Here is a 19,315-nt window from a genome sequence, read left to right on the forward strand (position 1 = left end):
TCCTCCCTCGGGTGGCCTCCACCCGGGTGCACGGTGCACAGCGGAGCCTGGTGTCGAGGACGAGGTTGTCACACCGGTCACACCGGCTTCAGCCCGGCGATGCGCCAGCCGTCGCCGACCCGCTTCATGGTGACCTCGACCCGGCTGCCGGAGACCGACGTACCGCCCTTGCCGCCGTCCTCGCCCGTGGTCGCGGTCGTGGTCTGGGTGAGGAACAGCAGTACGACGACCCGGTCGCGGGTGCCGCGGACGACGCCGGCCGCGTTCACGGCGGCGGTGGTGGAGATGCCGCGCTGGGTGGCGGTCGGCTTCACGACCTCGTCGAGGATCTTGCCGTAGTCGGTGTGGAAGCCGCCGGTGGTCTGCTCGTCGGCGGCGGCGAGGTCGGCGTCGAGCGTCGCGGCGTCGTACCCGAGCAGGGTGGGGACCCGTTCCTTCGCCGCCGCCAGCGCCTCGGCGCGGGCGTCGGTCACGGCGGCGGCGTGGTGGGCGGCGAGGGCGGCGACGACCGCAAGGACCAGGGCGAGGACGACGACGGCGAGGCCGGCGCGGCTGCGCAGGGCGGTCATGCGACGAACTCCAGTCCGGACACCAGCCAGTCCCCCTTCACCCGCTGCAGGTCGACCGTGAGCCGGTAGTTGCGCGGCTCGGCGGCGGCCGTCTGCTTGTTCTGCACGGACCCGGCAGCGGCGACGATGACCGTCGCGCGCTCGCCCGCGAGCTTCACGAGGCCGGCGGAGACGACGTCGCCGCTGGCCTGGACGGCGTTGTCGGTGAGTGCCTGCTGCAGCCGGTCGGCCTGGCCCTCCAGCTCGGTGCGGAAGCCGGCGGTCGCGCCGGCGAGCAGCTTCTCCATGTCGGCGTCCGAGGTGGCCGAGCTGATGTCGATCAGCCCCTCGACCTCGGCGGTCGCGGCGGCGATCGCGTCCTTCCCGTCGGCCACCTGCGCCCGCTCGTCCTGCCAGGCCAGCGCCCGCTGACCGGTGACGAGGAGCAGCGCAGCCGCAAGGAGGACGACGGCGCCGGTGCGCCAGGTGAGGCGCTCGACCACGGCCTTCACCGGACCCCCAGGGGTGCCAGCACGAGGATCTTCCACAGCTCGTCTCCTCCGGTCTCGTCGGTGCCCGTCGTGGTCGTCGTGCCGTCTCCGCGTCCCACGGCGAGGTCGTAGGCGACCGTGCCGCTCGAGTCCGGCCACACCCCGCCGCCGAAGTGCTCGCCGCAGGCCGCCGGGGTGTTGCCACGACCGTCGCCCTCCGGGCAGGGCAGGTTGCGGGCGCCTCGGATGGCGGTCGGGTTGTCGGGCGCGATCTCGCAGTGCGCCAGGGTGTCGACGTCGCGGACCTCGGTCGCCCGCGGGTTGCGGCGCTGCTTCGGCGACAGGTACCCGCTCTGGCAGGTCGGCGGGTTGTTGAGCGCGGCGCGCAGGTCGAGCTTCACGTCGCCGTACGTGGCCCGCGGGTTGATCGCCGACTGCAGCCGCGCGACGAGCGACGGGTAGACGACCAGGGTCTGGTGCACCTGCGGCAGGTAGGTGTTGAGCACCTGCGCGTTGGTGGTCAGGTTCGCCAGCATCATCGGCAGCACCGGCTGCAGGTCGGTGACGGTGCGGGTCGCGGCGTTCAGTCCGCCGGGTGCGTTCTTCAGCAGCGTGCGTAAGGCGGCCGAGTCGCCCGCGGCGAGGGCGGCGGTGAGCTGGTCCAGGGAGGCGGCGTACGACCGGGTCTGCGAGCCGAGGTCGCGCTGGGTCTCCAGCACCGGCTGCACGGTGGCGATCAGCGAGGTCGTGGTGTCGATCCGGGCCTGCGCCTCGGTCAGCACGTCGCCGGTGGCGTCGACCAGCTCGTTGAGGTCGGGACCGGCGCCGCCGAGGCCGGCGTCGACCTCGTCGAGGACCCGCTTGGTCTCGGCCTTCGGCACCGACTCGAGCAGCCGGTTGACCGAGTCGAGGACCGGCGTGATCTGCGGCATCTCGACCGCCCGGTCGCGCGGGATCCTCGCGCCGTCGGCGAGCACGTCACCGGAACCCGCGTCGGCCTTCCCCCCAGAAGGCTTCGAGCGCGGGTCGACCAGGTCGACGTACTGCTCGCCGACGGCGGAGGTGCTGTGCAGCTCGGCGGAGGCACCGGCCGGGATCTTCGCGTCGTTGTCGAGGCGCAGGGTGGCGATCGCGCCCTTGTCGGTGACCTCGAGCTTCGAGACCTGGCCGACCTCGACGCCGCGGTAGGTGACCGCGGCCTTCGGGTAGAGCCCGCTCGCGTCGCCGAAGTCGACATCCACGTTGTAGACGCCGATGCCGAGCATGGCCGGCACCCGGGCGTACTGGAAGAACGCGAGGCCGAGCGCCACCACCGCGAGCACGGTGAAGATGCGCAGCTGGCGCTTGATCAGGGGTGTGAGCAGCATCAGGCCATGTCTCCTTGGTCAGCGCCGTCGCGAGCGGCGGTTCGGGCCGATCTGGCAAGACTGCGGAGCGATGGCGTGCTGGATCGCACTTCGAGCGACGCGGGCGCCGCCAGATCGGATGCGAAGCGCCGCGTAGCAGGCGGGGTCCAAGGAGACATGGCCTAACAGCCTCCGAGGATCTTCTTGAGCAGGCCGCAGGCAGGCGCTTGCTCGGACGGCGTGGCCGGCGCGGGCGTGGCCTCGCCGGTGGGCGTCGACGGGGCGGCGGGTGCGGGCGTGCCGGGCGACGGGACCGGCGTCTCCGGGACTGCCGGGGTCGCCGTGGCCGGGGCGTCCGCCGGAGTGGTGGGCGGTACGCCGATCAGGCCGAGCCAGCTGCCCAGCAGGCTCTGGTCGCGCAGGTCGAGCGTGGCGAACAGGTTGGCGTAGTCGCCCCGCAACGCGTTGCGCGCGGTCATCACCGGGAACGGGATGGTGAGCGCGAGCTTGAGCGACTCGGGCAGCGACGCACTGGCCTGTCCGAGGTTGGTGAGGATCGGCCCGAGGGAGTCGAGGTTGGCGAGCAGCGCGGTCTCGCTGGCGTGGATGACCTCGCTCGCGCGGGCGCCGGTGCGGCTGGTCCGGGTGACCGCCTTGACCAGTCGGTTGCGCTCCTGGTCGAGCACCTTCAGGCCGGGGGTGATCCGGTCGATCGCAGTGGCGATCTTCTCCTGGTCCTTGCGCAGGCCGGCGCTGAGGCTGTTGAGCGACTCCAGGGCGCGGACGATCTCGGACCTGTTGGCGTCGAGGACGGAGAGCAGCTCGTTGGTGTGCCGGATCAGGCCGCGGGTGTCGGGCACCCGGTCACGCAGCGCGGTCGAGAGCTCGCCGGTGATGGTGCTGATCTGCGAGAGACCGCCGTTGTTGAGCAGCAGCGCGACGGCGCCGAGGACCTGCTCGGTGGCGGGGTAGGTGCCGGTCTGGGCGACGGGGACCACCGCCCCGTCGGCGAGGCGGGCGCCGGTGGGCTGGGCTCCGTCCGGTACGGCGGGGGCGGACACCTCGACGTACTGCGCACCGAGGAGGGTCTTCTGGCCGATCGAGAACACGGCGTCGGCGGGCAGCTGCACGTCGTCGAGCAGGTGGAGGTCGACGACCGCCTCCCAGCCCTCGGCGCGGATCTCGCCGACGGTGCCGATCACGACGTTGTCCTTCTGGACCGTCGAGTTCGGGACCAGGTTCTCGATCTGGTCGAAGTGCACCTGGACGGTGTAGCCGTCGTCGCCGACCGCGACCTGGCCGGGCAGGGTGTTGTCGTTGGGCTGGATGTCGCAGCCGGTGAACAGCAGCCCGGCCACCAGTGCGGCGGGGAGGAGGGCGCGGGAGAGACGGTTCACTGGGTGCCTCCGATCGAGCCGATCCCGAGCAGGTCGATGAGCGGCTGCAGCACCTTCGAGCACTGCTCGGCCGTGCCGCCGACGCCGAGGACCGCGCCGCAGAGCAGCTGCGGGACGTTGTCGAGCGCCGAGAGCGTGGCCCGGCCGGTGATCGCCTGGTCCTGGATGGTGTTGCTGAGGTCGACGATCGCGTGCGGTGCGACGTGCAGGACGCCGGCGAGCTCGTTGGACCGGTCGGCGAGGGCGGCGGCGAGCAGGTTGACGTCGGTGGTCGTCGTACGGATCTGCTTGCGGTGCTTCTTGAAGTACTTCTCCGTCACCGCGAGCACCTGGCCGAGGTCGGTCAGCGCGCCGGTGAGGTTGGTGCGGTTGTCCGCGAGCACGGTGCTGACGTCGTCGAGCTCGGTGGTGAAGCCCCGCACCGCAGCGTCGTTGAGGGCGAGGTTGCGGGTGAAGGTGTCGAGGTGCTCGATGGTCGAGAACAGGTCCGAGCGGCCGTCGGACAGGGCGGTCGCGGCGCCCCGGAGCTCGGCGATCGAGGTCCGCAGCTGGTCCGAGTTGCCGTCCGCGAGGCTCTGGTCGATCGCCTTGATCGCGACCGCCAGCGGGCCGTCCTTCTTGCCCGCATCCGGCCCGAGCGTGGTCGCGAGGTCGGTGAGCTGCTGCTTCACGTCGTCGAAGGTGACCGGCACCGCCGTCCTGTCCAGCGCGATGGTGGCGCCGTCCTCGAGACGCGGGCCGCCGTCGTACACCGGCTCGAGCTGGACGAACCGGCCACTGACCAGGCTGGGCGACACGATCGCGGCGTGCGCCTGGGCTGGGATCGGCTGACCGGAGTCGACCTTCAGCGTGACGAGGACGCCGTCGGGCTTGTTCTCGATCGCGGTGATCTTGCCGACCTTCACGCCGAGCACCTTCACGTCGTCGCTGACGTTGAGCCCCTCGGCGCTGGCGAAGTACGCCCGCACCGTGGTGCTGCTGGTGTCGCGGTTCCACGCGAGCCCGCCAACCAGCACGGCGGCGACCACGAGCGCGATCAGGATCTTCTTCTTCACGGCACGATTCCTGACAGGACGGGAGCGAGGGTTCCGGGCGACGTGAGGTTCTGGATGTAGGCGTCGAACCACGGCCCGCTCGAGATCGCCTCGCCGAAGGCGGTGGCGTAGCCCCGCAGGCCGACGATGCTGGCCTGCAGGTTCTTCTTGTTCCTGTTGAGCACGTCGACGACCCCGTCGAGCTCGTCGAGCGCCGGGCCGAGCACGTCGTCGGTGTCCTTCAGCAGCAGCCGCAGCTGGGCCGCCAGGGCCCGGGCACTCCTGAGCAGGCTGACGACGACGTCCTGGCGGGCGTCGAGCTCGCTGAGCAGCGAGCGCCCGCTGGTCAGCAGCGAGGCGATCTGCTGGTCCCGACTGGCCAGCACCCCGGTCACGCTGTCGGCGTGCGCGAGGAGCGAGCGCAGCTCGTCGTCGTTGGAGGACACCGCCCGGGAGAGAGCGGTGATCCCGTCGAGCGCCGGGCGCAGGTCGGGACTAGCGGAGCTCAGCGTCGTCGACGCCTGGTCCAGCGCGGCCGCGAGCTGCGCCTTGTCGATGTCGGCGGTGGTCTCGGCGAGCTCGTTGAGCGTGCTCGTCAGGTTGTACGGCGACGAGGTCCGCGCCAGCGGGATCGACTCGCCTGCCCCGAGCTCGCCGGAGCCGCGGGGCACCAGCTCGACGGCGGCCCGGCCGAGCAGGGTCATCGTGATGATCCGGGCCTCGGTCCGGTCACCGAGCACGATGTCGGGGTCGGTGAGGACGACGTCGGCGACGACGTGCTTCCGGTCCAGCCGGACCTCACGGACCTTGCCGACCTGGGCACCCGAGACCATGACGGCGTCGCCGCCCTTGAGCCCACCGGCCTCGGCGAACTGCACGTGCACGACGTCGCTGTTGCCGATCAGCGGCAGCTTGTTGATGTTGAGCGCCGCGAGCACGGCGAGGACGAGGACGACGGTGCCCAGCAGGCCGCGGACGGCCAGGCGGTCGGGGCTGGTCACGCGGCTCACTTCTTGCACCTCGGGGCGTCGGAGTAGATCCACGGGGTCGTGACGTTCGCGCCGGCGAGGCCGGTCTGGATCCGCACGCCGCAGAGGAAGAAGTTGAAGAAGTTGCCGTACGACGCGGTGTTCTGCACCGCCCGGTAGTGCGCCGGCAGGTTCTGCAGCACGGTCTCCAGGGTCCCGGCGTTCTCGTTGATGCCGCGGGCGGAGACGGCCAGGCCGTGGAGGTCGGTGCGCAGGTCTCCGCGCGCCTTCGTCACGAGGTCGGTCGTGGTGGTCGCGAACTCGTCGATCCGTGCGGCGGCGTCGAGGACCTGGGTGTCCTGCGCGTCGAGCCCGGTCAGCAGCTGGTCGAGCCGGTCGAGCAGCAGCCCGACGGTCGCCTTGCGGTCGTCGACGGTGCCGAGGACGCTGTTGAGGTTGCGGATCACCTGGCCGATCAGCTCCTCGCGGCCTCCGATCGTGGTGGTGAACGACGCGACGTGCTGCACCAGCGTGGCCACGGCGGCCTGCTGGCCCTGGAGCACCTGCACCAGCTGGCCGGACAGCTCGTTGACCTGGGTCGGGCTGAGCCCGGCGAACAGCGGCTTGAAGCCGTTGAGCAGGGTGTCGAGGTCGAGCGCCGATGCGGTCTGGCTGGCGGGCAGGGTGCCGCCGGCAGCGAGTACCTCGCCGGTGTCGCCCTCACCGCGGGTCAGCTGGACGACGCGGTCGCCGATCAGGTTGCGGTACTGGATCGTCGCGTGCGTGCCCGTGGTCAGCTGCTGGTCGTCGCGGACGTCGAAGGTCACCAGCACCGTGTTGTCCCGGCGTACGTCGATGCCGGTCACCTTCCCGACGTCGACGCCGGCGACCCGGACCTCGTCACCGACCGCGAGGCCGGACACGTCGTCGAAGACGGCCTTGTAGTCGTCGCGGTCGCCGGGCCGGTACTCGCCGGTGACGGCCGCGACCCACACGGTGAAGACCGCAGCCAGGGACAGGAACGCGGTGAACTTGACCAGGTCGGCGCGCTGGCGCCGCTTCTCGGGGCTCAGCTTGGAGCTCACGGCAGGTTCCCCACTCCCTTGAGGACGCCCAGCAGCGTGTCGGCGACGGCCTCGCCGGGCGTGGGCTGCGGGCCGACGTACGGATTGGCACCGGTGCGGAACGACGGCGGCACGGCCTTGCCCTCCTGGGCGTCGACGTACGGGAGGCCGTAGCAGGCCGGGCCGTTGTCGGCGCCGAGCTCGGGCAGGTTCTCCTGGTACGTGTACGGGTCGCGGCCCGGGATGATCCGGGTGAGCGTGGTGACGCCCGGGTGGGTGCCGCCGACGGCGGCCTCGGCGAGCTTGTTGGCCGAGGCGAGGCCGAGCACCAGGCAGGGCAGCTCGGGCGAGTAGCGCTCGAGGACGTCGGTCACCGGCTGCAGCAGGCCGAGCGAGGTGACCAGGCCGTGGCGCGAGCTGCGCAGCAGGACGTCGGTCTGGTCGCTGAACCCGGTCATGCTGCGCTCGAGCGCGCGCAGCGAGGCCTGCTGCCGCACCAGCGTCTGGGAGACCTCGCCGGTGTGCGTGAGCATGCCGACCAGGTCGGGCCGAGCGATGTCGTAGACGTCGGCCACGTCGTCGGCGACCCGGAGGTCGGCGGACAGCGTGCGCAGCGACGGGTTGAGCGACTGCAGGTAGGTGTCGGTCTGGGTGATCAGGTTGCCGATCAGCTGGCCGCGCTCCTCGACCGCGCCGGCCACCGCGGTCAGCGCGGAGTTCACCTCGGCCGGACGGGCCACGTCGAGCACCTTGGTGAGGTTCTCGAAGGCCTCGTCGACCTCGACGGTGACCCGGTCCGCCGGGATCACGGCACCGGCCCTGATCGCGCCGCTGCTGCTGTCGGCGGGCGGCGTGAGCTGGACGTACTTCGCACCGAACGCCGTCGGCGGCACGATCTGCGCGGTCACGTCGGCCGGCACCCGGTCGACCTTGTCGGCGTCGATCTCGAGCTCGATGCTCACCTTGCCGTCGGCGGTGAGGTTGTTGTCGATGTGGCTGACCCGGCCGATCTCGACGCCGCGCAGCTTGATCGGAGCCCCGGAGGCGAGGGTGAGGCCGGCCCGGTCGGACTGGACGGTGACCACGACGTTGTCCTCGAAGGCACCGCGGTACTTGGCGATGGTGCCGGCGATCAACGCCGCGACGAGGGCGATGAACAGGAAGCCGTAGACGACCTGCCGGTCGACGTGGTGGGCGTGCTTCTCGCGTGCGCTCATGCCCGCCTCACCCCGCGATGTGGACCGACGGACCGCCCCAGATGGCGATCGCGAAGATCAGGTCGATGAACATGGTCGAGATGAGCGCCGAGCGGACGGCCTTGCCGACCGCCTTGCCCACGCCCGCGGGGCCGCCGGACGCACGGAAGCCGTGGTAGCAGCAGATCGAGACGATCACGAGCGCCATCAGGGCGACCTTCACGATCGCGAGGAACAGGTCGCTCGGGATGAGGAAGGTGTCGAAGTAGTGCTGGTAGGTGCCCGGCGCCTGGTCGTAGCCGACGGTCACGACGACGTACGTCGCCAGCCAGCACATCATCAACGCGATCGCGAACAGCGGCACGACGGCGATCAGGCCCGCGATGATCCGGGTCGTCACCAGGTACGGCACCGGCGGGACCGCCATCACCTCGAGCGCGTCGATCTCCTCGGAGACCCGCATCGCCCCGATCTGCGCGGTGAACCCGGCGCCGACGGTCGCGGTCAGCGCGATGCCGGCGATGATCGGCGCGACCTCACGGGTGTTGAAGTACGCCGAGAAGAAGCCGGACAGCGTCGAGACGCCGATGTTGTCGAAGGACGTGTAGGCCTGCAGGCCCACCTCGATGCCGGCCGCGGCGGTGAGGAAGCCGATCACCAGCACGGTGCCGCCGATCAGGGCGAGCGCGCCCGAGCCGAGGGACACCTCGGCCAGCAGCCGGACGACCTCCTTCGGGTAGTGCTTGAGCGCACGCGGCATGTGCGCGTAGGCGTTGCCGTGGAAGCTCAGCTGGTCGCCGAGGCGACGCAGCGAGGACATCGGCTTGCCGACGTGGCGGGCGATGAAGCCCGGCGCCGTCGTACTCATGTCAGGCTCCCAGCTTGATCTGGAGGAACAGGGCACTGATCACGCTGTTGGCGGCGAAGAGCAGCATGAACGCGAAGACCACCGTCTGGTTCACGGCTTCGCCGACGCCCTTGGGGCCGCCCTTGGCGTTGAGGCCGAGGTAGCAGGCGGTGAGTCCGGCCAGCAGGCCGAACACGGCGGCCTTGGCCTCGGAGGCCAGGAAGTCCGGCAGCCCGACGAGCAGCGTGAGGTCGGAGAGGTAGAGGCCGGGTGTGGCGCCCTGGAGCACGACGGAGAAGAAGTAGCCGCCGACCAGGCCGACCACGGTCACCATGCCGTTGAGCGCGACGCCGACGAGGGTGGAGGCCACCACGCGGGGTACGACGAGCCGCTCGATCGGGTCGATGCCGAGGGTGACCATGGCATCGATCTCCTCGCGGATCTTCCGCGAGCCGAGGTCGGCGCAGATCGCCGTCGCACCGGCACCCGCGACGACCAGCACCGAGACGATCGGGCCGATCTCGCGGACCACCGCGACCGCCGCACCCGCGCCGGCGAGGTCGACCGCGCCGATCTGGATGAGCAGCTGGTTGACCTGGAAGATGATCACGACGCAGAACGGGATCGAGACCAGCAGCGCCGGCCCGAACGAGACCGTCGTGATGAACCAGGCCTGCGAGATGAACTCGCGGAAGTGGAAGCGGCGCGTGAACATCTCCGCGAACACCTTGCCGACGAAGCTGTAGAAGTCGCCGAAGGTGCCGAGCGTCTTGAACGCGAAGGTCGAGCGCACTGCCTCGCGGGCGACCTGCCGGGTCCGCTCGTCCATCCCGTCCGGGGCGGCGCGGCGCTTGCCCGGCGCCTCGACGGTGGGCGCCGCGGTCATGCGGTGACCTCCGCGTCGACCGGGTTCTTGACGACGTACAGCGGGAGGCGCAGCGCAGCCGGTGCGGTCGGGGGCACAGCCGCCCGCACCGGCGCGATCGGGGAGAGCCGCTCGTAGCCGGCTCCGAGGTCAGGGCGGCGGTCGGCCTCGCCCTGGTTGGGCCACACCGCCATCGCACGCTCGGCCTGCGCGGTGATGGTGAGGCTGGGGTTGACACCGAGGTTCGCGGAGATGGCGGCGCCGTCGACGACGTGCAGGCCGGGGTGCCCGTAGACCCGGTGGTAGGCGTCGATCACGCCGGTCTCCGGGGAGTCGCCGATCGGGCAGCCGCCGAGGAAGTGCGCGGTCATGGGGATGTTGAAGATCTCGCCGGCGGTGCTGTACGAGCCGCCATCGATCTTGTCGCTGATCCGGCGGACCACCTCGTTGCCGGCAGGGATCCAGGTCGGGTTCGGCTCACCGTGGCCCTGCGTCGAGGTCAGCCTGACCTTGCCCTCTCCACGCAGCCGGCGCTTCTTCGGCGACACCGTGATCGAGTTGTCGCTGGTCTGCATGACCAGCGCGATGATCGTGCGCTCGGGCCAGCTGCCGAGGCCGGCGTACACCGACAGGAGCAGCAGCGGGTGGCGCAGCGCCTGGCCGATCCAGCGCAGCCAGCGCGGGGTCCGGCCGCCGCCGTCGGTCATCAGGGTGAGCAGCAGGCCCATCAGGCCCGAGCCCTTGCCGTAGCGGACCGGCTCGACGTGGGTGACCTCGTCGGGATGGATCGAGGAGGTGATCGCGACGCCGTGGTGGAAGTCGTACTCACCCTTGTTGCGCAGCTTGGTGCTCGACGCGCACAGCGCCTCGGAGTTGGTGCGGGTCAGGTGACCGAGCCGGTCCGACAGCTCGGGCAGGTCGCCGGAGCGGCGCATGCCGTGCAGCAGCTCCTGGGTGCCCCAGGTGCCGGCGGCCAGCACGACCTGGCCGGCGGCGATGGTCGTCGTACGACGGGCGGAGCGACCCGAGGCGTGCGTGACGACGTCGTACCCGCCGTCCGGGCGCGGCCTGATCGTGTCCACGGTGGTGCGCTCACGGACCTCGGCGCCGATCTTCTCGGCGAGGTAGAGGTAGTTCTTGAGCAGCGTGTTCTTGGCGTTGTGGCGACAGCCGGTCATGCACTCGCCGCACTCCAGGCAGCCACGGCGCTCGGGCCCGGCACCGCCGAAGTACGGGTCCGGGATCGCCTCGCCCGGCGTGCCGAAGCAGACGCCGACCGGCGTGGCCCGGTAGGTGTCGCCGACGCCCATCTCGTCGGCGACCTCCTTCATGACCACGTCGCTGGGGGTGACCGTCGGGTTCTCGACGACGCCGAGCATCCGGCTCGCCTGGTCGTAGTACGGCGCCAGCTCGGCCTTCCAGTCGGTGATGTGCGACCACTGCGGGTCGTTGTAGAAGGCGTCCGACTTCGGCTGGTAGAGCGTGTTCGCGTAGACCAGCGATCCGCCGCCGACGCCCGCGCCGGCGAGCACGACCACGTCGCGCAGCAGCAGCCGGATCCGCTGGATGCCGAAGCAGCCCAGGCGCGGCGCGAAGAGGAACTTGCGCACGTCCCAGGAGGTCTTCGCGAACTCCTCGTCCTCGAACCGGCGGCCGGCCTCGAGCACGAGGACCCGGTAGCCCTTCTCGGCGAGGCGGAGGGCGGTGACCGAGCCGCCGAAGCCGGAGCCGACCACGACGACGTCGTACTCGAAGTCAGCGCGCATGCGGCTGCACCCCCATGAGAACGGCAGGGCCCCTGTGCCAGGCCCGCCTGTGACCGCCAAGTCCACCCGGTGACGGTGGTCACGCTCTCGTGGTGACGGTCCAAAGAACCGCGGGCGCGTTGTCTCCGTGCACAAAGACGTCGGCCCACCCTAGGGTGGGCCGGGTGAGCAGCGAGTCCGTGCCGTCCGACCTCGCACCGTGGCTGCTGGCGTACGTCGCCGAGCAGGCCCAGCCCGACCAGGTCGACTCCTGGGTCGACCGGGTGACCAACGCGATCCTGCGCGAGATGCCCGAGGTCACCTTGGTCGAGGGGCTGCCGGACACCCTGCGGGTGACGGTCCGCGAGCACTGGGTGGCCTTCCTCGGTGACTTCGCCCAGCCGGAGCAGCACTTCCACCTGCCCGAGGCGGCGCGACGGCTGTCCGTCGACATCGCCGACCGGCAGCTGCCGCTGGAGTCGCTGATCCGCTTCTACCGGGTCGCCCAGCAAGAGGTGTGGGCGTACGTCAGCGAGGTCATCAAGGAGCTGCCGCCGGCGGACTTCGACCGGGCCGACCTGCTCATGTACTTCTGGAACCGGGCCGGGGTCTGGCTCGACCAGTCGATCACCGAGTCCATCGCCGCCTACCAGGCCGCCCGCTCGCGGGTGCTGGCCGGCGCGGCGGCGCAGCGGTTCGAGTCGGTCCGCTCCATCCTCGCCGGCGAGCTGAGCGATGCCCGCGAGGCGTCCGCAGCGCTGGGCGGGTACCCGATCTCGGTGCACCACACGGCCGTCGTCCTCTCGGTCGGCGACGCCGAGCAGGCCGGGTCGCTCGAGTCGCTGGCGGCCGACCTGGCCCGCCGGATCGGCGCCGCCAACCCGCTCGTCGTCAAGCCCGGCGGCCGCCAGCTGTGGATGTGGCTCGGCACCCGCGACCAGCCCGACCTGTCCGGCCTGGTCGCCGCGGCCGCCGACCTGCGGGCCGAGAGCGTCGTCGTCGGTGTCGGCTCCGCGACCCCGAACGTCGCCGGCTTCGTCGCCTCCCACCGCGAGGCGCAGGGCACGCTGCGGGTCACCGCCCCCGACACCGACGACTGGCTCGCGGTGTACGCCGACGTCGAGCTGCCCGTCCTGCTGGGGTGCTCACCGGAGGTCGACCGGTTCATGACCCGCCGGCTCGGGCCGCTCGCGGGCGAGGAGGAGGGGGTCCAGCGGATCCGGGAGACGCTGACGGCGTACCTCGACAGCGGCGGCAGCGCCGAGGAGGCCGCGCGCACGCTGGTGGTGCACCGCAACACGATCCGGTACCGGCTCGGCCAGGCCGAGGAGATGCTCGGCCAGCCGATCACCCGGATCAGCCCGCAGCTCGCGGTCGCGCTGCGGCACCACCAACTGTTCCACCGGAGCTGATCAGCGCGCGTCCCAGCTCCAGGTCGCGGTGACGGTGTCGTCGCCGCGGGGGTGGTAGCTGCGGTCGCCGCGGATCCACGACATGTCCGGGTGCAGGGGGACGTTGCCGGTGTTGGCCGCGTCCCCGTCCAGGGGCCAGACCTCGGTGGTCGTGGTCCCGCTCCACGGGCAGGTCACCTGCACCTTCACCGGCTCGGTGCGGGCGGGGTAGAGCTGACCGGTGTAGTAGCCGAAGTCGAGCCACACCATGTACGACGCCCGGCCGGTCAGGGTCGCCGACCCGGCGTACGTGCAGTCCTCGCGGTCCGTGCCACTGATCGACCACTGGAACGACGCCGAGCCCTCGATCAGCTGCGGGGTGTCGTCGGCGCTGTCCATCGTGAACGTCGCGCTCCAGGTCTCGACGACCCCGGTGCCGTCGGCGAGGGTGCCGTGGGCGGTTCCGGAGTACGCCGACGAGTCGGCCGAGCGGCACGACCTCATCTGCTCCGCGTCGCAGCGGTCCGGGTCGGTCGGGGTGTTGGCCTCGCCGCCCGGCGCACCGCCGTCGCAGCGGTCGCTGCCGGCGCCGCCGGTGCAGATGTCGTTGCCCTCGCCGCCGTCGATGGTGTCGTCGCCGGCACCGCCGCGCAGCACGTCGTCACCGGCGCCGCCGTCGACGGTCCCACCGCGCCCGTACACGTCGACGTAGTCGGCGCCCGGCCCGGCGAGCGCGTTCGAGGCCTTCCCCTCCAGGACCAGGTGGTCGTTGCCGGGGCCGCCGAGCGCGAGCTCGCCCGTGCCGCCACCGGTCCACACCACGTCGTTCCCGCCCTGGCCGTCGACGACATCGCGGCCGCCACCGGCGTCGACGTAGTCGTCACCGCCGCCGGCGAGCACCTTGTCGTTGCCGCCGCCGGTGCAGATCACGTCGTCCCCACCGAGGCCCGTGACGACGTCCTTGCCGCCCTTGCCGACGATGACGTCGTGGCCACCGGTGCCGGTGATCCGGTCGGCGCGGTTGGTGCCGACGATGGTCGCGGTCTCGCCGTGGCAGCGGGGCTTCTTCGTTGCGGCCTCGGCTGCGCCGGCCAGGGTGGTGGGGGTGGACAGCGGGACGAGCAGGGCGGCGAGCAGGCCGACGGTCGCCGTACGACGGCGGGCGGGGCTGGACAACAGGATTCCTTCCGGGAGTTCGGATGACGTCCCGATCCTGCTGGGGTCGCGCGGCCCGGACCATCCCAGAACACTGGGAAAACGGCACTGAAGGCGCCCCCGGCAGGTGGGAGCGCCTTCAGTGGTCTGGGTGCCGGTGCGTCTGGCTGTGCCTAGCCCTCGAGGGTCAAGGCCAGCACCGGGCAGGCCTGGACGGCGGCGTACACGTGGGCCCGGTCGGACTCCGGCGGGTCGGCGTCGAGGACGGTGACCAGCTCCTCGTCCTCGTCCACCTCGAAGTAGTCGTTGGCCATGGACTCGCACATCCCCAGGCCCTCGCACTTCTTGAGATCGGCCACGATGCGCATCGCACTCACGCTCCGACCTTGCCGATGAGGTGGTGGCGCGGCTCGACGGCCTTGAAGTCGACCTTCTCGCGCACGCCGCAGTCGGGGCAGCACCAGTCGTCGGGGATGTCCTTCCACGCCGTACCGGCGGCGAAGCCCTCGAGCTCGTTGCCCTCGGCGACCTCGTAGGTGTACTGGCAGCCGGGACACTGGGCGGCGAGCACCTCGCCGACGAAGTCGTGGGCGCTGGTGTCGGCCTGGACGGCGGCCTCGGCGGCGAGCAGCTCGGCCGGGACCGGGTACTTCTTCAGCAGCTTCTCGCGCTTGGCGGGGTGCAGGTTCGCGAGGCGCAGGTCGCCGTCGTAGTGGGCGATGACGCGCTTGTCCATGAGGGCCCGGAAGGCCGGCGGGAACATCGCGACCACGATCATGCCGGTGTAGCCGGTCGGCAGCACCGGCGCGTCCTTGAAGTCGCGCAGCGTCTGGTAGCGGCGGGTCGGGTTGGCGTGGTGGTCGCTGTGGCGCTGCAGGTGGTAGAGCAGCACGTTGGTCGCGATGTTGTTGGAGTTCCACGAGTGCGCCGGCGTGACCCGCTCGTAGCGCATCTTGCCCGGCGTACCGACCTTCTGGCGGACCATGCCGTAGTGCTCCATGTAGTTGACGACCTCGAGCAGCGAGAAGCCGACGACGGCCTGGAGGAGGAGGTACGGCAGCAGGCCGAGCGGGTTGACGTCGTACGCCAGCCCGAGCCAGAGCATCAGGCCACCCCACAGGGCGACGGTCATCAGCCAGGCGTTGAGCACGTCGTTGCCGAGGTGGAACGGGTGCGTGCCCTTGCGCTGGTAGCGCTTGGCCTCGATCTCCCACGAGCTCTTCAGCGAGCCGGAGACGGTACGCGGCCAGAACCGGTAGACGCTCTCGCCCATCCGCGCGCTGGCCGGGTCCTCCGGCGTCGCGACGCGGACGTGGTGGCCGCGGTTGTGCTCGATGTAGAAGTGGCCGTAGAAGGTCTGCGCGAGGGCGATCTTCGACGCCCACCGCTCCACCGACTCACGCTTGTGCCCGAGCTCGTGCGCGGTGTTGATCGCCACGCCGCCGACCACGCCGACCGAGATCGCGAGGCCGACCTTGGCGAGGACCGACATGTCGGTGGTGGCGAGGTACCAGATCGAGGCCACGAATCCGCCGTACTGCACCGGGAGGTAGAGGTAGGTCACCCAGCGGTAGAACCTGTCGTTCTCGAGCGCGTCGATCACGTCGTCCGGCGGGTTGGTGCTGTCGTACCCGGCCACCAGGTCGATCAGCGGGATCAGCCCGAAGAACACCACCGGCGTCAGCCAGAAGAAGAGCGCCTTGTCGGTCGCCTCGAACAGCGCGATCCCCACGATCGGCGTCAGCGGTACGACGAGGCCGAGGATCCACAGGTAGCGCTTCTTGTCGCGCCACGAGACGACGGTGCCGTCCGCTCCTCGCGTTTCATATGTGGCCATCGGGTGCCTCCTTGGACGTGGCGACGGCGGCGTCGCCGGGTAGGCCTCAACGGTCGCAGCGCGGGCGGTTCCGGCTCTCGGGCGAGTTGCACAACTTGGGCGCGGGGCGTTGGCTGGCTGCACAACGCGTAAATCCGGGACCGTGCGTCATCTCCGTGGCTAGGGTTCGGGCGTGGCCCGCCAGTACCTCGACGACGCCGTCGGCCCCGACGGCACCCGGGTCACCATCGCGATCGAGCCCGCGGTCGACCAACTGGTCCGGGCCAACGACAAGCTCGGCGGGTCCTTCCTACTGCGCGGTCTCGGCGGGCGCGGCAGGGCGACCGTCCAGCAGGTCGTGTACGACGGCGCCTGGGTCGTCGACGTCGAGACGGACACGGGCGAGCGGGTCCGGGTGAGCCGGCCCGATCACGCCTCCGCGGTCGAGCTCGCCAAGGCGACCTGGCGGGAGGTCCGCGCGCGAGGTGTGGGGGCGGTCCGCGAGCTCGGTTGAGCCGAGGCCTCCGGCGCCCTGCGCGCGGTCCGGTCGGGAAGTAACACGCCGTCCACCCGACTACCTGACGGTTCTCAGCACGACACGCCGGGCCAGCGACCGGTTTGCTGCTGAGAACCGGCGACCAGTCGGGTGGACGGCGTGTTACCGCGGGCGAGCGCACGGCCGCGCATCGGCGAGATCAGCGCGAACCGTGGGTCGTCGGTCATCGTCCGGCCCGCACCAGCACGACCAGGCCCGCCACCCCCGCGGCCGGTACGGCGACCAGCGCCGCCAGCACGCCCCACAGGCTGTCCGGCGCCAGCCAGGTGAGCCCACCGCACAGGACGACCGGCGCCATCAGCCCGACCGCGATCCAGGGCGAGCGCCCCATCACCAGCCAGCCGTGGGCCGCCGCGAGGGTCAGCAGCACGCACGCCCACGCGATCAACGCCGCCCCGTGCCGGGCGGCGAGGACTGCTTCGGAGGTGTTCTCGACGTAGATCTGCTCGCCGAGGCCCCGGACCATGAGGGCCAGCGCGCAGACGACCACGATCGCCAGGAGGATGCGACTCATCCTCCGATGGTCAGCGGCAGCCGCCCCCGGAGGCGTCCGTCGGCGTACTCACCGGGCCTGGCCCGTCCGGGTCAGCCGATCGTGGTGAGCAACTGGGTGGCACGGGTGAGGACGACGTACAGCGTGGCGCGGCCGGTGGCCGACTCGTCCTCGATCTCCTGGGGGCGGACGACGACGATGGCGTCGAACTCGAGGCCCTTGGTGTCGAGGCCGGTGAGCACGACGACCCGGTCCTCACCCGAGGGGGTGACCGAGGAGTCGATGGCGGCGCGGGCGCCGGCGGCGTCGGCGGCCAGCTCGGGCCAGGAGGCGAGCCAGGCGTTGACCTCGGACCGCCGGGCCACGGGTACGACGATGCCCACCGTCCCCGAGACCTGCCCGGCGACGTCGAGCACGGCGGCGCGGGTGGCGGCCTCGAGCTCGGCGGCACTCGCGCCGACCGGCAGGTCGACGAGGACCGGCTCCTCACCTGTACGACGCACCGCGTCGGGCAGGTCCGCGTCGAGACCGACGCGGGAGGCGTAGGCCGCCGCGAAGGCGTAGATCTCGGCCGAGTTGCGGTAGTTGGTCGACAGGTGGAACGAGTGCACCTGCTTGCGCTCCAGCGCCGCCGCACGAGCGGCATCCGACTCGGCGGGTACCGGCCAGGACGACTGGGCGGGGTCGCCGACGATGGTCCAGGAGGCGGTGCGGCCACGGCGGCCGACCATCCGCCACTGCATGGGCGTGAGGTCCTGGGCCTCGTCGATGAGGACGTGGGCGTACCCGTCGTCCTCGATGCTCGAGATCGGCGGGCGCCAGGCGCGACCGGACGGTGCGTACTCGCGCTCCGAGGCGGTCATCAGCTCCTGGATGTCGACGGCACCCTCGATCAGCGCGATCGGGTCGTCCCGCTCGTCGTCGGCCTTCTGGGGGAGGTCGCCGAGGGCGTAGCGCAGCTCGTCGAGCAGCGGCACGTCCTCGATCGCGATCTGCGGGCTGATCGCCCGCGTCGGGTCGAGGTGGGCCCAGGTCTTCGCCAGCAGCCGCTGCTCCTCGCCGGAGAGCAGCCCCTCGCCGACCCGGGCCAGGAACTCCGGCTCGCGCAGCCAGCACAGCACGGTGGGCGCGTCGAGCGGCGGCCACCAGCCGAGGGCGAAGTCGAGGAAGTCGTCGCGCGAGAGCATCTCGTCGTTGAACTTCTCGCGGCCCTGCTCGCGGCCGCGCTCACCGCGGACCTGGCGCCACAGCGCGTCGAGGAGGGCGTTCGAGACCCGCGGGAGCTGCTTGTTGCGAAGGCCTTGCGACATCAGCTGGCGGCGGACCTGGCCGAGCTTGCCGCGGTCGAGGACCAGCCGGTCGTCGCGCCAGAACACGCGGTACTCCCGGGGGCTGCCGGGCGCCTGCTGGCGCGCCGTACGACGCATCAGCTCGGCCATCCGCGCGGAGCCCTTGATGTCGGCGACGGCCGGCTCGTCGTGACGGGTCGCGCGGACCTCGTCGACGACCTCACCGAGGCTGCGCAGCGCGACCGCGGTCTCGCCGAGCGACGGCAGCACCCGCTCGATGTAGCGCATGAACACGCCGGACGGGCCGACGACGAGCACGCCGCCGCGCTCGTAGCGCTGGCGGTCGGTGTAGAGCAGGTACGCCGCCCGGTGCAGGGCGACGACCGTCTTTCCCGTGCCGGGACCACCGGAGATCGACACGACCCCACGCGAGGGCGCCCGGATCGCCTTGTCCTGCTCGGCCTGGATGGTCGCGACGATCGAGTGCATCGAGCGGTCGCGGGCGCGGGAGAGCTGCGCCATCAGCGCGCCCTCACCGATGATCGGGAGGTCGCGACCGGCGGCCTCGGCCGCCTCCAGCCCGGCCGCATCGAGGAGCTCGTCCTCGACGCCCACGACCGAGCGTCCGGCGCTGCGCAGCACCCGCCGGCGCAGCACGCTGTGGGGCTCGGCCGCGGTCGCCTGGTAGAAGACCGCGGCAGCCGGTGCGCGCCAGTCGATCAGCAGTGACTCGTGGTCGTCGTCACGCAGGCCGATCCGGCCGACGTACCGCGGCGCGGCGTCGACCGCCGCGTCGAGGTCGAGCCGCCCGAACACCAGGCCCTCGTGGGCGGCGTCGAGCTGCGCGATCCGCTTCGCGGCCTGGAAGACCATCGCGTCGCGCTCCACGAGACCGCCCTCGTGGCCGAGCCGGCCCCGGGAATGACCTTCCTTCGCCAGCTGCTGGGCGGCTTTGCCCGCCTGCCCCAGCTGCCGGTAGACCCGGTCGACGAAGGTCTGTTCTGCCGCGACCTCGCGCTCCACCAGCTCGTCTGCCACCGCTCGTGACCCCTGCCGTCCGTACTCGTTTCCTGACCGCCGCACAAAAGCGGCAAGCCACCAACTCTACAGGCGC

Annotated in this window: 18 protein-coding genes; 2 read left to right on the plus strand and 16 right to left on the minus strand. The window is 71.4% G+C overall.

The genetic code is table 11. From position 1 onward, the window contains the following. Positions 1 to 77: 77 nt before the first annotated feature. The 11 genes from ACZYRU_RS21255 to ACZYRU_RS21305 all read right to left on the minus strand — a co-directional run bounded on the left by ACZYRU_RS21255 (position 78) and on the right by ACZYRU_RS21305 (position 11,522). Positions 78 to 569 (minus strand): hypothetical protein, encoded by a 492-nt coding sequence (locus ACZYRU_RS21255; RefSeq protein WP_488959090.1) that lies wholly within the window; start codon positions 567 to 569, stop codon positions 78 to 80. Beyond that, positions 566 to 1,060, minus strand: coding sequence for a hypothetical protein (locus tag ACZYRU_RS21260; protein ID WP_488959091.1), 495 nt, complete (start codon positions 1,058 to 1,060; stop codon positions 566 to 568). Before ACZYRU_RS21260 ends, ACZYRU_RS21255 begins: the two co-directional genes overlap by 4 nt. Then, a complete protein-coding gene (locus ACZYRU_RS21265) occupies positions 1,057 to 2,406 on the minus strand; it encodes an MCE family protein (protein ID WP_488959092.1) in 1,350 nt (449 codons plus the stop codon). The genes ACZYRU_RS21260 and ACZYRU_RS21265 overlap by 4 nt, the downstream gene beginning before the upstream one ends. 161 nt (positions 2,407 to 2,567) lie before the next feature. Next, complete coding sequence (locus ACZYRU_RS21270; protein WP_488959093.1) at positions 2,568 to 3,782, minus strand: MCE family protein; 1,215 nt, start codon at positions 3,780 to 3,782, stop codon at positions 2,568 to 2,570. Beyond that, positions 3,779 to 4,837 carry an MCE family protein gene (locus tag ACZYRU_RS21275; RefSeq protein ID WP_488959094.1) on the minus strand — a complete coding sequence of 353 codons (1,059 nt, stop codon included), beginning with the start codon at positions 4,835 to 4,837 and terminating at the stop codon, positions 3,779 to 3,781. Before ACZYRU_RS21275 ends, ACZYRU_RS21270 begins: the two co-directional genes overlap by 4 nt. Continuing rightward, positions 4,834 to 5,817: an MCE family protein gene (locus tag ACZYRU_RS21280; protein ID WP_488959095.1), complete on the minus strand. Its 984-nt coding sequence runs from the start codon at positions 5,815 to 5,817 to the stop codon at positions 4,834 to 4,836. The genes ACZYRU_RS21275 and ACZYRU_RS21280 overlap by 4 nt, the downstream gene beginning before the upstream one ends. Before the next feature lie 5 nt (positions 5,818 to 5,822). Then, positions 5,823 to 6,869: an MCE family protein gene (locus tag ACZYRU_RS21285; RefSeq protein WP_488959096.1), complete on the minus strand. Its 1,047-nt coding sequence runs from the start codon at positions 6,867 to 6,869 to the stop codon at positions 5,823 to 5,825. Further along, complete coding sequence (locus ACZYRU_RS21290) at positions 6,866 to 8,065, minus strand: MCE family protein (RefSeq protein WP_488959097.1); 1,200 nt, start codon at positions 8,063 to 8,065, stop codon at positions 6,866 to 6,868. The genes ACZYRU_RS21285 and ACZYRU_RS21290 overlap by 4 nt, the downstream gene beginning before the upstream one ends. A gap of 7 nt (positions 8,066 to 8,072) precedes the next feature. Next, positions 8,073 to 8,912 carry an MlaE family ABC transporter permease gene (locus tag ACZYRU_RS21295; RefSeq protein ID WP_488959098.1) on the minus strand — a complete coding sequence of 280 codons (840 nt, stop codon included), beginning with the start codon at positions 8,910 to 8,912 and terminating at the stop codon, positions 8,073 to 8,075. A gap of 1 nt (position 8,913) precedes the next feature. Beyond that, positions 8,914 to 9,777 carry an MlaE family ABC transporter permease gene (locus ACZYRU_RS21300; protein WP_488959099.1) on the minus strand — a complete coding sequence of 288 codons (864 nt, stop codon included), beginning with the start codon at positions 9,775 to 9,777 and terminating at the stop codon, positions 8,914 to 8,916. Then, positions 9,774 to 11,522, minus strand: a complete 1,749-nt coding sequence (locus tag ACZYRU_RS21305; RefSeq protein WP_488959100.1) for an FAD-dependent oxidoreductase — start codon at positions 11,520 to 11,522, stop codon at positions 9,774 to 9,776. Before ACZYRU_RS21305 ends, ACZYRU_RS21300 begins: the two co-directional genes overlap by 4 nt. Before the next feature lie 164 nt (positions 11,523 to 11,686). Between ACZYRU_RS21305 and ACZYRU_RS21310 the strand changes: the two genes are divergently transcribed. Continuing rightward, positions 11,687 to 12,913: a PucR family transcriptional regulator gene (locus ACZYRU_RS21310; protein WP_488959101.1), complete on the plus strand. Its 1,227-nt coding sequence runs from the start codon at positions 11,687 to 11,689 to the stop codon at positions 12,911 to 12,913. Here ACZYRU_RS21310 and ACZYRU_RS21315 read toward each other — a convergent pair whose 3' ends face one another. From ACZYRU_RS21315 to ACZYRU_RS21325, 3 genes are all read right to left on the minus strand, one after another. Beyond that, a complete protein-coding gene (locus ACZYRU_RS21315) occupies positions 12,914 to 14,068 on the minus strand; it encodes a calcium-binding protein (RefSeq protein ID WP_488959102.1) in 1,155 nt (384 codons plus the stop codon). Between the two features lie 152 nt (positions 14,069 to 14,220). Next, the gene (locus ACZYRU_RS21320; protein ID WP_488959372.1) at positions 14,221 to 14,415 is read right to left on the minus strand and encodes a ferredoxin; all 195 of its coding nucleotides are present in this window, start codon (positions 14,413 to 14,415) and stop codon (positions 14,221 to 14,223) included. A gap of 5 nt (positions 14,416 to 14,420) precedes the next feature. Then, entirely contained in the window at positions 14,421 to 15,884 is a 1,464-nt protein-coding gene (locus ACZYRU_RS21325; RefSeq protein WP_488959103.1) for a fatty acid desaturase, read from the minus strand. Positions 15,885 to 16,056: 172 nt separating this feature from the next. Here ACZYRU_RS21325 and ACZYRU_RS21330 point away from each other — a divergent pair, with 172 nt between their 5' ends. Then, positions 16,057 to 16,377 (plus strand): hypothetical protein, encoded by a 321-nt coding sequence (locus tag ACZYRU_RS21330; protein WP_488959104.1) that lies wholly within the window; start codon positions 16,057 to 16,059, stop codon positions 16,375 to 16,377. Between the two features lie 205 nt (positions 16,378 to 16,582). Here ACZYRU_RS21330 and ACZYRU_RS21335 read toward each other — a convergent pair whose 3' ends face one another. Continuing rightward, positions 16,583 to 16,933, minus strand: coding sequence for a hypothetical protein (locus tag ACZYRU_RS21335; RefSeq protein WP_488959105.1), 351 nt, complete (start codon positions 16,931 to 16,933; stop codon positions 16,583 to 16,585). A 71-nt stretch (positions 16,934 to 17,004) separates the two neighbouring features. After that, positions 17,005 to 19,239 carry a HelD family protein gene (locus tag ACZYRU_RS21340; RefSeq protein ID WP_488959106.1) on the minus strand — a complete coding sequence of 745 codons (2,235 nt, stop codon included), beginning with the start codon at positions 19,237 to 19,239 and terminating at the stop codon, positions 17,005 to 17,007. Between the last annotated feature and the right edge of the window lie 76 nt (positions 19,240 to 19,315).

The sequence above is a fragment of the Nocardioides sp. F233 genome, from assembly GCF_057813895.1.

Bases quoted from the DNA above. Each gene is read 5' to 3' on its own strand.
- ACZYRU_RS21255 (WP_488959090.1), bottom strand. From the start codon at position 569: ATGACCGCCCTGCGCAGCCGCGCCGGCCTCGCCGTCGTCGTCCTCGCC.
- ACZYRU_RS21265 (WP_488959092.1), bottom strand. From the start codon at position 2,406: ATGCTGCTCACACCCCTGATCAAGCGCCAGCTGCGCATCTTCACCGTG.
- ACZYRU_RS21290 (WP_488959097.1), bottom strand. From the start codon at position 8,065: ATGAGCGCACGCGAGAAGCACGCCCACCACGTCGACCGGCAGGTCGTC.
- ACZYRU_RS21295 (WP_488959098.1), bottom strand. From the start codon at position 8,912: ATGAGTACGACGGCGCCGGGCTTCATCGCCCGCCACGTCGGCAAGCCG.
- ACZYRU_RS21300 (WP_488959099.1), bottom strand. From the start codon at position 9,777: ATGACCGCGGCGCCCACCGTCGAGGCGCCGGGCAAGCGCCGCGCCGCC.
- ACZYRU_RS21305 (WP_488959100.1), bottom strand. From the start codon at position 11,522: ATGCGCGCTGACTTCGAGTACGACGTCGTCGTGGTCGGCTCCGGCTTC.
- ACZYRU_RS21320 (WP_488959372.1), bottom strand. From the start codon at position 14,415: ATGCGCATCGTGGCCGATCTCAAGAAGTGCGAGGGCCTGGGGATGTGC.
- ACZYRU_RS21325 (WP_488959103.1), bottom strand. From the start codon at position 15,884: ATGGCCACATATGAAACGCGAGGAGCGGACGGCACCGTCGTCTCGTGG.
- ACZYRU_RS21335 (WP_488959105.1), bottom strand. From the start codon at position 16,933: ATGAGTCGCATCCTCCTGGCGATCGTGGTCGTCTGCGCGCTGGCCCTC.